General features: G+C 55.8%; 11 protein-coding genes. 7 read left to right on the top strand and 4 right to left on the bottom strand.

The genetic code is table 11. The annotated features are described in order from the left end of the window. Nucleotides 1–108: 108 nt before the first annotated feature. Complete coding sequence (locus tag HUN04_04850) at nt 109–3357, top strand: PAS domain S-box protein (GenBank protein ID WDP89090.1); 3249 nt, start codon at nt 109–111, stop codon at nt 3355–3357. Here HUN04_04850 and HUN04_04855 read toward each other — a convergent pair. Genes HUN04_04855 through HUN04_04870 form a run of 4 tightly spaced genes read right to left on the bottom strand, consistent with a single transcriptional unit; the run spans nt 3315 to nt 6581 of the window. After that, nucleotides 3315–4016: an ATP-binding cassette domain-containing protein gene (locus HUN04_04855; protein WDP89091.1), complete on the bottom strand. Its 702-nt coding sequence runs from the start codon at nt 4014–4016 to the stop codon at nt 3315–3317. The two genes, HUN04_04850 and HUN04_04855, sit on opposite strands and share 43 nt — an antisense overlap. A gap of 2 nt (nt 4017–4018) precedes the next feature. Next, nucleotides 4019–4924: an ABC transporter permease subunit gene (locus HUN04_04860; GenBank protein ID WDP89092.1), complete on the bottom strand. Its 906-nt coding sequence runs from the start codon at nt 4922–4924 to the stop codon at nt 4019–4021. Then, entirely contained in the window at nt 4903–5751 is an 849-nt protein-coding gene (locus HUN04_04865; GenBank protein ID WDP93167.1) for an ABC transporter permease subunit, read from the bottom strand. The genes HUN04_04860 and HUN04_04865 overlap by 22 nt, the downstream gene beginning before the upstream one ends. Beyond that, entirely contained in the window at nt 5751–6581 is an 831-nt protein-coding gene (locus HUN04_04870) for a phosphate ABC transporter substrate-binding protein (GenBank protein WDP89093.1), read from the bottom strand. Before HUN04_04870 ends, HUN04_04865 begins: the two co-directional genes overlap by 1 nt. A 373-nt stretch (nt 6582–6954) precedes the next feature. On the opposite strand from HUN04_04870, the gene HUN04_04875 reads away from it, so the two are divergent. The 6 genes from HUN04_04875 (at nt 6955) to larA (ending at nt 13738) form a co-directional block, all read left to right on the top strand. Then, on the top strand, nt 6955–7986 hold the full coding sequence (locus HUN04_04875; GenBank protein WDP89094.1) for a DctP family TRAP transporter solute-binding subunit: 1032 nt from the start codon (nt 6955–6957) through the stop codon (nt 7984–7986). Nucleotides 7987–8054: 68 nt separating this feature from the next. Further along, the gene (locus HUN04_04880) at nt 8055–8546 is read left to right on the top strand and encodes a TRAP transporter small permease (protein WDP89095.1); all 492 of its coding nucleotides are present in this window, start codon (nt 8055–8057) and stop codon (nt 8544–8546) included. After that, a complete protein-coding gene (locus tag HUN04_04885; GenBank protein ID WDP89096.1) occupies nt 8543–9820 on the top strand; it encodes a TRAP transporter large permease subunit in 1278 nt (425 codons plus the stop codon). Before HUN04_04880 ends, HUN04_04885 begins: the two co-directional genes overlap by 4 nt. Nucleotides 9821–9828: 8 nt before the next feature. Further along, nucleotides 9829–11208 carry an FAD-binding protein gene (locus HUN04_04890; protein ID WDP89097.1) on the top strand — a complete coding sequence of 460 codons (1380 nt, stop codon included), beginning with the start codon at nt 9829–9831 and terminating at the stop codon, nt 11206–11208. Then, nucleotides 11205–12473: a (Fe-S)-binding protein gene (locus HUN04_04895; GenBank protein WDP89098.1), complete on the top strand. Its 1269-nt coding sequence runs from the start codon at nt 11205–11207 to the stop codon at nt 12471–12473. The genes HUN04_04890 and HUN04_04895 overlap by 4 nt, the downstream gene beginning before the upstream one ends. After that, entirely contained in the window at nt 12470–13738 is a 1269-nt protein-coding gene (gene larA / locus HUN04_04900; GenBank protein ID WDP89099.1) for a nickel-dependent lactate racemase, read from the top strand. Before HUN04_04895 ends, larA begins: the two co-directional genes overlap by 4 nt. Nucleotides 13739–13747 lie beyond the last annotated feature (9 nt).

Genomic DNA, 13747 nt, shown 5'->3' on the forward strand with positions numbered 1-13747 from the left:
GTATTGTATATCAGTTCCTACCATCCGGGTTTCCCGACATTTTTCCAGCAAATCAATGGTATCAATTCCGTTTTTAAAAGGGAAAAAATACGGCTTGATATAGAGTATATGGATACCAAAAGATTTCCCGGAAAGGCGCAGTGGACCCGGTTTGAGAACGATTTAAGCTATAAATTGGGCAGATTGGCCCCATATGATGCAATCATTGTTGCCGATGACAATGCCCTCAGCTTTGCCATTGAACAGCAGAACCGGTTATTTAAACATATACCCCTTATTTTCATGGGGGTTAACAATATTGAAAAAGCCCTTGCCCAGAATGACACCCCACAGATCACGGGGGTCGTTGAAGCCGTTTCCATGGCAGAAACCATTGAATTGATGATTAAACTCCGCCCAAAGTCAAAACGGATTGTTGCCATTGTCGATAACACCAAATCCGGGCAGGCCGATTTAAAAAAATTTTATGGGATGGCCGACCGGTTTACCTCCCATCGCTTTGAAGAGATTTCTCTTGCCCAAATGGATTGGCCGCACTTTTTGTCCGCTCTGGGGACAATTGAACCAGAGGATGCCGTGCTGCTTCTTTCTGCCTATAATGACAAAAACAATAAAGCCTATCTGTTTGAAGAAAGCTTAAGAAAAATAAAAACCGTATTACAACTGCCGATTTTCCATTTGTGGTACCATGGTATCGGTGAGGGGCTTTTCGGTGGAAAGGTGATCAGCCACTTTGAACAGGGGAAAACCGCAGCCGGTATCACCCTGGAGATCCTATCGGGCACCCCTGTTTCTAAAATAGCCGTTAAACATATCAGCCCCAATAAATACGTCTTTGATTATGCCGAATTAAAAAGAAACAAGATTGATTTTTCACGACTCCCCAAAGAGCGCATCATTGTCAATGAACCGGATTCCTTTTATAAAAAGAATAAAAAAATAATCTGGGCCATTGCGACCACCATCGCGGTTCTATCCCTGGCCTTTCTCATATCCATTGCCAGTATTCTGAATCGGTTAAAAATCCAAAAAGAGCTCAACAAGGCCGCTTTCATTATCGATTCCACCTCAGATGCAGTGATTACCACCGATGTAAACGGCACCATTCTGTTCTGGAACAAAGGGGCCCAGAGGATATACGGGTACAATAGAAAGGAGGTGCTTGGCAGATCCATCACCCTTTTATACAAAGAAGAAGACCTCCATGTTCTGAACGGTATGATCAGCGAACTGCTCAACGGAAATGATATCCCCAACATTGAAGTGGTTTGCGTTAATAAAGACGGCAGAGATGTTTACATTCTCCTCTCCCTGATGACCATCAAGAACGCCGGCGGAAAAATCGTCGAGCTTGTCGGCATAACCAAGGACATCTCAGAAAGCAAAGCGGCGGAACAGGCAGTGGCAAGAAGCGAAGAACGCCTGAAACTCGCACTGGACTCAGTATCCGATGCCGTATGGGACTGGCGGATAGACAAAGACCAGGTCTATTTCAGCACCAAATGGTATAGCATGTTGGGTTATCCCCCCTGCGAGCTGCCCCAGACCTTTGAAACATGGAGAAATCTTCTTCATCCCGATGACCTGCCCCTATCGGAAAAAACCGTTTTTAATCACCTTAAATCGGGCCGTGCATTTGAAATTGAATTCCGGATGCGCACCAAGCAGAATCAATGGAAATGGATCCTGGCCAGGGGCAAAACCGTTGAAAAAGACGCAAATGGGAAAGCGCTGCGAATGCTGGGCACCCATATGGATATCACCGAACGGAAGCGGGCAGAAAAAGAAATTATCGAGCAGAAACAAAAGGCGGAACGGTATCTGAACCTGGCAGGGGTGATGTTTATCGGCATCGACCTCAAGGGCAGGGTCAACCTTGCCAACCAGCATGCCTGCAATGTTCTTGAATGTGAAGAAAAAGATCTGGTCCACCGGAACTGGTTCGACAATTTTATTCCGGAAGCCGTCAGGGATGAGGTCCGCCATGTGTTTAACCAATTGGTGAACGGGGTCATTGAACCGGTGGAGTACTATGAAAATAATGTATTGACGAAAACCGGCAGGGAAAAAACCGTGGCCTGGCACAACACCTACCTCACGGATGAAAAAGGAGCCATTGTCAGCGTACTCAGCGCCGGAGAAGACATAACGGAAAAAAGAAAGCTGGAGGCCCAGCTCCATAAAGCCCAGAAAATGGAATCCATCGGTAACCTGGCCGGCGGCATTGCCCATGATTTTAACAATCTGCTCTTCCCCATCATCGGGATGTCTGAACTGATGATGGAGGACCTGCCGGACAATAGCCCGGAACATCAAAACCTCAAGGAAATCCTGAAAGCCGGATTGAGGGGAGCGGACCTGGTGAAGCAGATTCTGGCATTCAGCCGCCAGTCGGAAATAAAAAAAGAACCCCTGCGGATTCAATCGGTATTAAAGGATGCCATCCATCTGAGCCGTTCAGCCATACCAGCGGATATAGAGATCAGCCACGATATCCAGCAAAATTGCGGAATGATTCTGGGGGATGCGACCCAGATCCAACAAATTGCCATGAACCTGATCACCAATGCCTACCATTCCATGGAACAATCCGGCGGAAATATCGGCATTTTTCTTGGAGAAGAGACTGTCTCCCAAAAAGACATTGACGGTCACCCCATCCGCCCCGGCAAATATGCCCTGCTGGAAATTTCCGATACCGGCTGCGGCATTGATCCTGCCATCAAGGAGAAAATATTTGAACCCTATTTTACAACCAAGGAAAAGGGAAAGGGAACCGGCCTCGGCCTTGCCGTGGTCTACGGGATCGTTAAGGAACACGGCGGTGAGATCATCCTGGACACCACTGCGGGCCGGGGCACAACCTTCCGGATATATTTCCCTCTGATCCACCAGATTTCCGGCAGCACCACAAGTGCCGATCATGGTATTCTGCCCAAAGGGGATGAAAGGCTTTTGTTAATTGATGACGAAAAGGCCATTGTAAAACTTGAAACCCTCATGCTTGAACGGGCGGGATATGCCGTTACCGCCTTCACCGGGAGCATGACGGCCCTTGACACATTCCGCAAAGATCCCGACGCCTTTGATCTTGTGATAACGGACATGACCATGCCGGAGATGACAGGAGACCAGCTCGCCCAAAAAATCATATCCATCAGGCCGGATATGCCGGTGATTACCTGCACCGGGTTCAGTGAACGGATAAACGAAGACCAGGCAAGGGAAATGGGGATAAAAGGCTTTTTAATGAAACCCGTTGTAATATCGGATATGATGAAAATGGTCAGAAAAATTCTGGATGAGGCTGCGGCTCACACGGGCACCAGGGCCCGTCCGGACATGGCCAGCTCATGATCGGCGATGCGCTTTACCTGGTCGGCGTAATGGGAGACCAGGATGATACTGCGGTCCTGTTTCAGGGAAACCAGCAGTTCTTCAATCACCGCCACCGAAGCCGGATCCAAAGATGAGGTGGGCTCGTCCAGAAGCAGGACCTGGGGGGCCAGGACCAGGGCCCGGGCAATACAGAGCCGCTGCTGCTGACCGCCGGACAGCAGCCGGGCATCCTCATTGAGCCGATCTTTCACCTCATCCCATAAAAAGGCCTGCCGGAGTGCGGTTTCCACCTTCCGGGCGATGCGTTCCCTGTCCTTTTCCCGGACCAGTTTCAAGGGGAAGGCCATATTATTATAGATACTCATGGGAAGCGGGTTGGGGGTCTGGAAGACCATGCCCACCCGGCGGCGCAGCAGGGAAAGGGGATAGTCCGGCCGGTTGATCTCTTCAAAGCCCTGTCCGAAATCGATGCAGACCGACCCTTTCGCACGGGCCCCCTCAATCTCCTGCCAGAGCCGGTTAAGGCAGATGAGAAAGGTGGACTTGCCCTGCCCCGATGGTCCGGTGACAGAGGTGACGGCCCGGTCGGGAATATCCAGGCTGATATCTTCCAGCACCGGCATCTTCCGGTAGTGGAACTCCAAACTTCTGATTTGAATTTTTATTCTGTCGGTCATAATTAATACCGGTATTTCATCTTTTGTTCGATATGGTAACGGATCCAGTGGGCCAGCACGAATAATCCCGTACATAGAATCAGCAGTATTAAAGCAGCCCCGTATCCGGTCCCAAGTTCCGAAGGATCCGTATATTCCGATGCGATATAGTAGATGTAAAAGGGCAGGGCCTCAAAACCTGAAAACAGGGATTTGGGGACACCGGCCGTGGCCACCACCCCCGTGAGCATAATCACCGCCGTATCTTCGGCACACCGCCCCAGGGCCAGGACAATTCCGGATACGATATCGGAAAGGGCGGCGGGCAGCAGCACATAAAACAGATTTTCCAGGCGGGAGGCCCCTAGTCCCGGTGCCGTGAGGCGGACCTGGAGCGGCAGTCCCTCAAGGGCGGCCTGGGTGGTTTTCACAATATAGGGCAGCACCAGGAACCCCAGGGCAAGCCCGGAGATCATCAGGCAGGGAAAAATCCGGGCATTGAAAAAATGGTGGAGGGATATGGTAATGGAAAACCCGAACAGCCCGACTACAATGGAGGGGATGCCGGCCAATATGTCCACCATGAGGCTGAATATCAGCTTTACAGTTCCCCGGGCATACTCGGCCAGGTAAATCCCCGTGGCAAGCCCCAGGGGCAGCGCCACTGCCATGGCCAGGCAGACCAGCATCAGGGTGCCGGCCATGGCCGGAAAAAGCCCGTCAAATACCTGCCGCCTGAGCAAAAGGGCATCAACCACCGGGGTGGAGCCGAAGACCAGTTCCCCGTTCAGCCGCCCGCCCCCCTTGACCACCAGAAACCCGATAATCAGGGTCAGGGCCGTCACCAGTACGGCGGCGCAGGCCCAGGAAAAGGCCGTCAGAAACCTGTCCCCCCATCCCTGCCCGTTCACGGCTGCCGCCTTTCCCATACCCGCGCCGCCAGCACTGCCGTGCCCGTGGCCAGATAGAGCAGGCTGCCGCAGACAAAAATGGTTCTGAACTCCAAACTGTCAAAATCAGCCGCCAGGATTAAAGCGATATGGGCCGTCAGGCTCCTGCCCGGGTCCAGGGGCATTGCAGGCACCATCACCGAATTCCCGCTGAGCATCAGGGCGATGAGGGTGTCCCCCATGGCCCGGCCGAAGGCCAGGATGATCCCGGTGAGCATTCCGGGCCAGGCACCGGGCAGGATCACATAGATCAGTTTCTGGAAAGGGGTGGCCCCCAGCGCCTCTGCCCCGAGGACATCGGCCTTGGGCACCCTGGCAAAACTCTGGGAAAAAAAGAGGATCATGGTGGGGGCGATGAGGAGGGCCAGCATGAGGGCCGCCGTAAGGATAGTCATTCCGGATCCCCGGCCGGCGATGGCCCGCATCTGGGGCACCAGGAGGAATACCCCCACGAACCCGTAAATCACTGTGGGCACCGCCGTCATGATCCGGACCAGAACGGCCAGAACCTTCCGTGCCCCCTTAGGCTTTACAATGTCAGTGAAAAAGGCGCACCCCAAACTTAAGGGAATGCTGAAGATGAGGCTGAGTCCGGCGATATATACCGTCCCCACGATCATGGCTGTAATGCCGAACTGGCCGCTGCCGGGGGCCCAGGGCCCCGAAAGAATGGACCAAAGCTGGCCGGACCGGATCACAGGCAGGCTGAGCGACAGCATGAATCCCATGACGGCCAGGGTTACCCCGGCACTGAGAACAGCGGCCCCGGCAAAGACGGCCGGGGCCGGTTTAATCCGTCCCGCCATCAATTAACGGGAATGAATCCCTTATCTGCTGCGATTTTCTGGCCTTCAGGCCCCATGATATACTCGATGAATTTTTTGGCCAGCCCCTGGGCCTCGCCCTTGGTATTGGAATAGAGCCCCCGGGCCACTTTGTACGCACCGCTTTTAACGGTTTCAAGGCTGGGCATCACCCCGTCCAGTGCCACCGGTGCCACCCCGTCATCCAGGTATCCCACAGAGATATAGCCGATGCCGTAAGGATCGCCGGCAATGGCAGACTTCATGGCCCCGTTGGAGGAAACGAAATTGGCCTTTCCGGAGATATCCCCCTTGGCCAATGCCTTTTTCCAGAACACGGCCCGGGTGCCCGAGGAGGCATCACGGGTATAAAGGTTGATGTCCCGGTCCGGTCCGCCCAGGGTTTTCCAGTTTTCAATTTTTCCGGCATAGATATCCTTCAGTTGGCCGGCAGTCAGGGCTTTTACTGGGTTACCGGGGCTCACCACGGGGCAGACCCCGTCAATGGCCCATTTATACATGGAGAGATTGTATTTTTCGACCTCCTGGTCACTGGGTTTCCGGCCGGAATTGCCGATATTGACAAGGCCTTCTCCGACCTGTTTGATCCCTGCACCGGAACCGCCTCCGGCAATGGTGATCTGAATGTCAGGATTAAAGGACATGACCTGCTTGGCCGCTGCCTTCATCACCGGAATATGGGCGGTGCCCCCGGCGATCCTGAGCACCCCGCTGTCGCCTTTAAAGGGGGCAAGACCAGAGGCCAATGCCATCCCGGGAAAAACCGCTGCCAGGACAAACAGAACCAGCCATACCTTGATTCTCGATTTCATTTTTTTCTCCTTATTTTTGGGGGATTATTCTACTGGGAGAATTTGTAATCCATAGGGCGCAACCTATCAAATTGATTTTTCCTATTCAACACCAGGATAAAAATAGAAAATATCGATACGAAAAGTTTCCTGAAATGAAAAAAATTCAAATTAAGCAAAACTCTCCAATAACTTAAGAAAATTGGGCATATCTCAAAAACACCCTAAAATACACAGGCCAACAAAACGATATACAAAATCTTATTAAAAACACCCTCAAATCACCGCACCGGTCATGCCCATATTCAAGTTGACAACCAGAAAACTTTCAGGCTAAATCCTCCCAGAATTGTTCTGGTACATCAGTACCTAAATCTATTTTAAGGAGCTGACAATGAAACATATCATCCTCAAAGCCGGCCTGATTCTGGGCATCACCGCATTGATCACCACAGGGGCGGCCCTTCCCGCCTTTGCCGGGAAAGTTAAATTCGGCCATGTGGCCCCGCCCTTCCACGGCCAGGCCAAGGGCGTTGACGCCTTTGCCGCCTATGTAAAGGAAAAGACCAATGGAAAAATCGACATCGCCACCTTTCCCTCCGGCCAGCTGGGCGGGGAACGGTCCATGGCCGAGCAGGTACAGTCCGGCACCCTCCAGATGGCCGCACTGACCACGGCCGTGCTGCAGAACTTTGTGCCCCAGTGCGCCATACTGGACATGCCCTTTATCTTTCCCGACCGGGCCACTGCCTACGCCACCCTGGACGATGCCGGGGTTCAGGAAAAGATCTTCTCCTATTTCCCCAAAAAAGGGTTTATCGCCATCGGATGGACGGAAAATGAAATCCGTGATTTCACCAACAACAAACGGCCCGTCCGCACCCCCGAAGACGTCAAGGGCCTCAAGGTCCGGGTGATGAATTCCCCGGCCTACCTGGACACCTTCAAGCAGCTGGGGGCCTCCCCGGTGGGCATCCCCTTTCCGGAGATCTACAACGCCCTGCAGACCGGGGTGATTGACGCCCAGGAAAACCCCCTCATGACCACGGTGCTCATGAAATTCACCGAGGTGACCAAATATGTGACCCGGACCCAGCACTGCCTCACCGAGTGCATCATCGTGGTGGGGGTGGACTACTGGGAAAGCCTGTCCAAGGCCGAACAGCAGATCTTCCGGGAAGCGGCCAAGCTGGCCATTGAGACCAACCGCACCCAGAATGCAAAGATCCATGAGTCCCTGCCCAAGCTCAATATCTCCATTGCCGACTTTGCCAAACAGAATAATATCGAAATCATAGACCTGACCACCCAGGAACGGGAAGCATTCAGACAGGCCATGGTGCCGGTATGGAATAAATACCGCAAAAAAATCGGTGACGATATTTTCGACTTTATGCTGGACAAAATAAACGCCCACCAGCAATAAAACGACCCTATCCAGGCCCGTCCCCGGCAGCCCGCCGGGGACGGGCATTTTTCTTTCGGAGACCAATCGTGAAGCAGATCATCAACTTCCTGGACCGGGTGGAAAATTTCACCCTGGTCTGGACCATCCTGGGTCTGGCCCTCATCGGCTTTATCCAGGTGATCACCCGGTATGTATTCAACTATTCCTTTACCTGGTTTGAGGAACTGGGCCGCTACCTGGGGGTGTTCATCGCCTTTCTCGGGGCGGCCACCGGAGTGAAAACCGGCAGCCATTTTACCATGGACCTCATGGTGTCAAAGCTTAAAAACCCCTGGCAGGGCCGGGTTAAGGCCTTTACCAACACCCTGTCCGCCCTCTTTTTTTTCACCGTGGCCGTCTATTCATGGAAGATCGTCACCCGGATGTACGGATACGAGACCACCTCCCCCACCATGGAAATTCCCATGTACCTGGTCTACCTGCCCATCCCCTTTTTTTCGGTGATCATCGGCATCCGGTTTATTATCAAGGCGGTGGAATCGGTTAAACAGCCGCTTTCCCAGGGAGGGGCACAATGATTCTCACCATCTGCATCTGCTTTGGAGCCCTCCTGCTGCTGGGGGTGCCCATCGCCGTGATCCTGGGCATCACCACCCTGGTCTGCCTGGTCTTTTTTACGGCCACCCCGTTGCACATCATCACCCAGCAGCTCTTCAACGCCCTGGATAAATTCGTTCTCCTGGCCATCCCCTTTTTTATCCTGGCCGGGGCCATCATGACCCGGGGGGGCATCGCCCGGAAACTGGTGGCCTTTGTCAACGCACTGGTGGGCTGGTTCCCCGGGGGCCTGGCCATGGCAGGGATTCTGGCCTGCATCTTTTTTGCCGCCATCTCGGGATCTTCCCCGGCCACGGTGGTGGCCATCGGCTCCATCATGATCCCGGCCCTGATCAAGGCCGGGTACGGGGAAAAATTCTCCCTGGGCCTGATCACCGTCTCCGGCTCCCTGGGCATCGTCATCCCCCCATCCATCCCCATGATCCTCTATTGTCTGGTGATGAATGTCTCGGTGACAAAAATATTCATGGCAGGCATCCTGCCGGGGCTGCTCATCGGCGCGGCCCTCATGGCCTACACCTTTTTTGTGGCCAAAAAGAACGACTGGCGGGTGGAAACAAAGGCCTCCCTGGCCGAACTGGCCCGGACGGCCAGGGAGGGGATCTGGGCCCTGCTCCTGCCGTTTATCGTGCTGGGGGGCATCTATTCGGGGATGTTTACCCCCACGGAAGCCGCCGCCGTCTCCGTGGTCTACGCCCTGTTCGTGGAAATCTTCATCTACAGGGAATTCAAAATCCGGGAGATCACCTCAATCTGCAAGGAGGCGGCCGTGCTTTCGGCCTGCCTGCTCTTTATCCTGTCCACGGCCATGACCTTTATCTGGCTGCTCACGGCGGAGCAGATCCCCCACCAGCTGGCGGACATCATCATCGAACATATCCACAGCCCATGGATGTTCCTGCTCACGGTGAACCTGCTCTTTCTCATCCTGGGCTGCTTCATGGACGATGTTTCGGCCATGCTCATCCTGGCCCCCATCTTTCTGGAGACCCTGAACCGCTACGGCATCGACCTGGTCCACTTCGGGGTGGTCATGGTGCTGAACATCCAGATGGGCATGCTCACCCCGCCCTTCGGCCTCAACCTTTTCGTGGCCTCGGGGATCACCCGGGCTCCCCTGGTAAAAATCGCCCGGGGCGTATTGCCCTTTTTAGGGATCATGCTCATCTGCCTCATGCTGGTCACCTATATCCCCTGGATATCCCTGGCCCTGCCCAACTGGCTCTTAAATTAAGGTTAACTATGAATCGAATCACCCCGGAAATAAAAGCAAATCTAACAAAAATCCTCGGGCCTGACCGGGTCCTGGACCAGCCCGAGGAACTGGCCGCCCATGCCTATGACGCCTTTCTGGAAGAGGCCCTGCCCGAGCTGGTCCTCTTCCCCAAAACCGCCCAGGAGGTCTCCCATGTAATGGAGATCGCCCATGCCCGCAAAATTCCGGTCACGGCCCGGGGGGCGGGCACCTCGGTCTGCGGGGCCCCCATTCCCCTGCAGGGGGGCATTGTGCTCTGCTTTACCAAGATGGACAAAATCCTGGAAATCAACACCCGGGACCGGTACGCCGTGGTCCAGCCCGGGGTGGTCAACGGGGATCTCCAAAAGGCCCTGGCCCCACATGGCTTTTTCTATCCCCCAGACCCCGGATCCATGGCCACCGCCACCCTGGGGGGCAATATCGCCCAGAATGCCGGCGGCCCCCGCTGCCTTAAATACGGGGTGACCATGGATTATATCCTGGGCATGGAGGCGGTCATGGCCGACGGCCGCATCGTCCGGTTCGGCTCCAAAAACGTGAAGGATGTCACCGGCTATAAGATGGCGGCACTTCTCTGCGGTTCAGAAGGGACTCTTGGCCTGGTCACAGAGGCCATAGTCAAGGTTGTGCCCAAGCCGGAAACCACACGGACCCTGCTGGTCAATTTCTCGGATCTGGACGATTCGGCCAAAGCCGTTTCCGACATCATCGGCTCCGGCATCCTCCCGGCGGCCATGGAACTCATGGACCAGTTCACCCTCAACTGCATCGAGGACAGCGCCCACCTGGGACTGGACCGGGAGGCGGCGGGCTCCCTGCTCATTGAAGTGGACGGGGTGGCCGAAGCCTGCGAGAAGGAGGTTCAAAAGATCATCACCCACCTCAAGGCCAACCATGCCGCCCACATCGAGGAGGCCGCCACCCCCCGGGACCAGGCAAGGCTATGGGCGGCCCGGCGGTCGGCCTACGGGGTATTTGCCAAACTGGCCCCGGATATCCTCTCCGAGGATGTCACCGTGCCCGTCAGCCAGGTCCCGGAGATGACCCGGCGCATTGTGGCCATCGGAAAAAAATACAGGCTCACCACAGGGGTACTGGCCCATGCCGGGGACGGCAACATGCACCCCATGATTCCGGCGGACCGTAACAATAAGGAAGAGTGGGAACGGGTGGTCAAGGCCTTTGACGAAATATTTGAGGCCGCTGCAGACCTGGGGGGCACCCTCTCCGGAGAGCACGGCATCGGCCTGGCCAAGACCAAATACATGCCCCTGGTCATGAACCAGGATTCCATGGAGGTCATGGCCCGGGTCAAACAGGCCCTTGACCCGGCCGGCATCCTCAATCCGGGGAAAATCCTATGAGCGATTCACACCGATTAAACCAAGGCAATAAGGTGTTGGCCAATTGCGGAAAATGCGGGCTCTGCCTCTCGGTCTGCCCGGTGTACCAGACCCTCAAGGAAGAACAGGCCTCGCCCCGGGCACGGCTCCAGCTCATCAAGGCCCACGAGCACAACAGTCTTGAATCCTCCCCCCTGCTCAAGGAGATCATTTCCAAATGCCTGATGTGCGGAGCCTGCGCCGTCACCTGCCCCTCGGGCATCAACCACTATGAACGGTTCATGGCCATGCGCCAGAAAATGGTGGAGGAACTGGGGGAAACCCCGGCCATCCGGGGACTGATCTACCTGCTCTCCAAAGAGTACCGGCTCCGGGCCGGGGCCGGCATGGGACGAATCGGCCAGCGCCTCACTCCGAAATTTCTGGCGGACAAATACAGGCTCGGCAATATCCCGGTATCCCGCTTTCCCAAACTTAACCACCGGCCCTTCAGAGAGTCGGTGCCGGAAAAACTGCCCCCGTCGACGGGACGTGAATCCAGAGGGCGCATCCTTTATTTCACCGGCTGCGCCACCAATTATATGTTTGAAGATACGGGCCAGGCCGTGACCGGCATCCTCACCCGGCTGGGCTATGAGGTGGTTATCCCCAAATCCCAGACATGCTGCGCCATCCCACTGCTCTACCACGGAGCCGCAGACCGGGCCGCAGCCAATATCCGGACCAATATCGAGGCCTTTTCAGACCTGGACTGCCATCATATCATCGTGGACTGCACCACCTGCGGGGCCGCCCTCAAGGACGAATACCCTGCCTTTTTGGCCCGGCAGAGCCGTCAGGACCCCGCCCTGGCCGCCAAGGCCGAAGAAATAGCCCTAAAGACAAAAGATATTTTAAGCTTTCTGTCCGGTCATGATCTCAACCTCGATAATGAAGCGCCGGGACTCGGCCGTGCCGTCTACCACGCCCCCTGCCATTCCAGGAACAGCTTTTCAACCCATGAAATGGTCCGGGACCTGCTCACCCGCCTGCCCAACCTGGAATACATTCCCACCCCCGAAGAAGACCAATGCTGCGGGGGCGGGGGCACCTTTTTCTACGAACACCCCGACGTTGCCGGTCAGATGATGGAAAAGAAAATGACACAGATCACCGGCACCCGGGCGGACCTCTGGCTAACGGACTGCCCGGTCTGCCGTATCAACCTGGCCGGCAGCCAGGAGCGGGTGGCGGTCTGCCACCCGGCAGTTCCCATCTTCAGCGCCATGAAAAAGGACGCCCAATGAAATTTTCCCTGGAAACCGGCCATACCGCCCTGGACCTGGAGATTGCCGACGAAAAGATCCTAGGCATCCTTGAAGGAAAGGATATACCGGCCCTGGGCCATGACCGGGTCGCCCGGATCATTGGCGATGGCATCCGCTCCCATGCCCCCCAAGACCTGGCCGGCAAACGGATCGCCCTCATCATTCCCGACGACACCCGTCTCTGGGCCAGGGGGGACCGCTTTGTGCCGGTGATCATCGATGCTTTGGCAGATGCCGGGGCAAATCTTGAAAAAATCACCGTGATCATTGCCCTGGGCACCCACAAAGCCATTCCTGAATCCCAGTTTGATCTCCTCTGCGGGAAGGATACAAAGGAACGGGTGAAGGTGGTCAACGCCGCCGGCCTGGACCCCGGCCGCCTGGCCGCCATGGGGACCACCCCGGCCGGCACCCCCCTCACCGTCACCTGTGAGGCGGCACAGGCCGATCACATCGTTATTTTCGGGGGCGTCCTCCACCACATGCTGGCCGGATTCGGCGGGGGCCGTAAATATATCCTGCCGGGGATCGCCGGCAACGACGCCATCCAGGCCAACCATTCCCTGGCCATGGACGGCAAAGGCATCCCCCACCCCCGGGTTGCCCAGGGAATCTGCCGGGGGAACCCGGTCAGCGAGGACATGGCCGCCGGGGCCAACCTTTTTTTAAAGGGCAGAACCTGCACCTATGCGGCGGTGGCCGCCAACGGCCGGGGAGAGATTTTCCATGCAGAGGCCGGCGGCCTCGGCGAGGTATTTGACCGGGGCTGCCGGGAGGTGGACCGGGCCTGCTGCGTGGATATTGACCAAAAAGCGGATTTTATCATCTTCTCCGCCGGGGGCCACCGCACCGATGCCCAGCTTTACCAGGCCACCAAGGCCCTGTTCAACGCCGTGGCCGCGGCAAAGGAGGGGGCCACCCTGGTCTTTGTGGCCGGCTGCGCCGCCGGCGTGGGCAATGGGGATTTTGCAGACGCCCTGAACCATTATAAAACCTGCCCCGGGGAACTGGGCAGAAAACTGGCCGCAGAGTTTAACATGCCCGCCTATGTGGCCCTGCGGGTCATGGACATGCTCCACCGGTTCAATGTGGTGCTGGTATCGGACCTGGACCAAGCCGCTACCCGGGAGCTGGGCTTCTCCCATGCCCATGATGTGAACAAACTGGTCCACCGCCTGGAGGGCAGGGGCTATATCATCCCCTTTGCGGAAAATATCCTCCCAAAAGTAATGCCACCCCAATAAGGAAGGCCG

This window comes from Desulfobacter sp., from assembly GCA_028768525.1.
Taxonomy (GTDB): Bacteria; Desulfobacterota; Desulfobacteria; order Desulfobacterales; family Desulfobacteraceae; genus Desulfobacter.

Coding starts and splice junctions, on each gene's coding strand:
- HUN04_04885 (WDP89096.1), top strand. CDS start 8,543: ATGATTCTCACCATCTGCATCTGCTTTGGAGCCCTCCTGCTGCTGGGG.
- larA (WDP89099.1), top strand. CDS start 12,470: ATGAAATTTTCCCTGGAAACCGGCCATACCGCCCTGGACCTGGAGATT.
- HUN04_04860 (WDP89092.1), bottom strand. CDS start 4,924: ATGGGAAAGGCGGCAGCCGTGAACGGGCAGGGATGGGGGGACAGGTTT.
- HUN04_04855 (WDP89091.1), bottom strand. CDS start 4,016: ATGACCGACAGAATAAAAATTCAAATCAGAAGTTTGGAGTTCCACTAC.
- HUN04_04890 (WDP89097.1), top strand. CDS start 9,829: ATGAATCGAATCACCCCGGAAATAAAAGCAAATCTAACAAAAATCCTC.
- HUN04_04850 (WDP89090.1), top strand. CDS start 109: ATGGATACCAAAAGATTTCCCGGAAAGGCGCAGTGGACCCGGTTTGAG.
- HUN04_04870 (WDP89093.1), bottom strand. CDS start 6,581: ATGAAATCGAGAATCAAGGTATGGCTGGTTCTGTTTGTCCTGGCAGCG.
- HUN04_04895 (WDP89098.1), top strand. CDS start 11,205: ATGAGCGATTCACACCGATTAAACCAAGGCAATAAGGTGTTGGCCAAT.
- HUN04_04875 (WDP89094.1), top strand. CDS start 6,955: ATGAAACATATCATCCTCAAAGCCGGCCTGATTCTGGGCATCACCGCA.
- HUN04_04865 (WDP93167.1), bottom strand. CDS start 5,751: ATGGCGGGACGGATTAAACCGGCCCCGGCCGTCTTTGCCGGGGCCGCT.